This is a genomic window from Novosphingobium sp. BW1 (assembly GCF_008107685.1).
Classification (GTDB): Bacteria; Pseudomonadota; Alphaproteobacteria; order Sphingomonadales; family Sphingomonadaceae; genus Novosphingobium.
The window spans coordinates 1-1,518 of sequence record NZ_VIRF01000110.1; the positions used below are offsets into that span (position 1 = coordinate 1).

Below are 1,518 nucleotides of genomic sequence, written 5' to 3' on the forward strand. Positions count from 1 at the left end.
TTCCTCGAGCGCTTCCACGCAGAAGTCGGCGTCCAGCGTAATCGAAATCCGGTGGCTGAGGACCTTGCGGCTGAACCAGTCGACGATAGCGACAAGATAGACGAAGCCCCGGGCCATGGGAATGTAGCTGATATCTGTCGCCCAGACCTGATTGGGCCTCACCATCGGAAGCTTGCGCAGGAGATAGGGGTAGATCTTGTGCCCTGGCGCCGGCCTGGAAGTGCTGGGACGGCGATAGACGGCCTCGATCGCCATCTTCTTCATCAGGCTCGCGACATGGCAGCGGCCGATCGTGATGCCCTCCTGACGAAGAAAGTCGCGCATCATCCGGCTGCCTGCGAACGGAAACTCCAGATGCAGCGCGTCGATGCAACGCATGATCGCAAGATCTTCGGACGAAACCGGCCGCGGCAGATAATAGACACTACCCCGGCTGATCCCCAGTTCCTTCGCCTGCCGCTTCACGGGAAAGGTGTGCGTTCGATCGATCATCGCCTTGCGCTCGGCAACAGACCTGCCTTGCCGAGCGCGCCTTCCAAAAAATCATTGGCCAACGTCAGCTCGCCGATCTTGGCGTGAAGCGTCTTCACGTCGACGGCCGGTTCGTCAGATGCCTTCTCCGAGCCGAACACGCCCGCCGCCCCTTCGAGCAACTGCGTGCGCCACGTCGTGATCTGGTTGGGATGCAGATCATAGTCGTGCGCCAGCTCTGCCAGCGTCTTCTCACCCTTGATCGCGGCAAGCGCCACCTTCGCCTTGAATGCCGGGCTGTGGTTGCGCCGGGGTCGTCTGCTCATTCTCTGCTCCTGTCTCGCAGCCCATCTGGCTGCTCTCAGGCAGAAAATCCAATTATCTCAGTGTGCAGATTCTCCAGGCCACCTCTCACTTCAACCCCCGACGTAATTGCAATAACAGATCCGCTTCCGAGATCGCTTAGCATGCTAGACCGCCTCGCACTGCATTCCAAGCATACTCCATCCCTCTCGAGAAGGCATGGCAATCCGTCGCCCGTAGTGTCATTGCGCCGCGAGCGTTTATAACTCGCGTAATTGGCCTAGCCTCTCTCGTTCTGCGTCCTCCTCGAGTAAAGGTCACAGATCCTCTTTTGTAACCTATCGGCACGTATGTCTGCTTTCAGGCGATCGTCAGGCGGTCCGCTATGACTGACATTAGGGCGCATTTCTGCCCGACCGATCGGCGCTGCGCGAATGGCTGGTTTCGGCGGAAGCTGCCGCTAGAGGTCCAATTGGCGAACGACGCATTCTGGTCGCAAACGGGCACGGACGTTGCCACAGTCGAATGTCTGCTTCACTCGATCAGGTGACCAAAACCGGACTGTCTCCTCCCGGTAAAATACGACGATCAACGCAGCGATTCCGGTCGACCAGGTCTGTGAAGGGTTTCGGGCGCTTGCGTACGAAAGCCTCCAGTGCAGGAACCCGCGGGCCCCATGCGCTGGTCTATGTGTAAAGCGTCTTTGGGATGGTTCTGGAGGGCAAGCGCTGCCGATCTGGAAGT

The 1,518-nt window shown here is 58.9% G+C and carries 1 pseudogene; it reads right to left on the minus strand.

Annotation, left to right across the window (positions count from 1 at the left end):
* Positions 1 to 797: pseudogene (locus tag FMM79_RS20145) on the minus strand (IS3 family transposase); the annotation flags it as partial.
* Between the last annotated feature and the right edge of the window lie 721 nt (positions 798 to 1,518).